Origin of the sequence: Nocardioides sp., from assembly GCF_024509035.1 — a bacterium.
In the GTDB taxonomy this organism is placed as follows: domain Bacteria; phylum Actinomycetota; class Actinomycetes; order Propionibacteriales; family Nocardioidaceae; genus Nocardioides.
In genome coordinates this window covers 1-220 of the sequence record NZ_JANINT010000364.1, presented here as the reverse complement: position 1 = coordinate 220, position 220 = coordinate 1, and the positions used below count along the sequence as shown (strand labels likewise).

Genomic DNA, 220 nt, shown 5'->3' with positions numbered 1-220 from the left:
ACCACGATCCCGGACGACCAGCTCGTCCTGCCCGACAACGTGGTGCCCTCGCTCGCCGAGAGTGCCGAGCCCAGCGAGGACGGCACGTCCTACACGATCAAGCTGCGCAAGGGTGTCGACAGCGCCGCCGGCAACGAGCTCACGGCCGACGACGTGGTGTGGTCCTTCGAGCGCATGTACAGCAACCCGGCCACGCTGCAGGCGGCGATCCTGCTCAAGA

Annotated in this window: 1 protein-coding gene; it reads left to right on the top strand. The window is 67.7% G+C overall.

Annotated features, from left to right (window positions below):
- Positions 1-220 (top strand): ABC transporter substrate-binding protein (locus Q0L15_RS21340; RefSeq protein ID WP_296606765.1); only part of this gene is annotated, 220 nt, incomplete at both ends.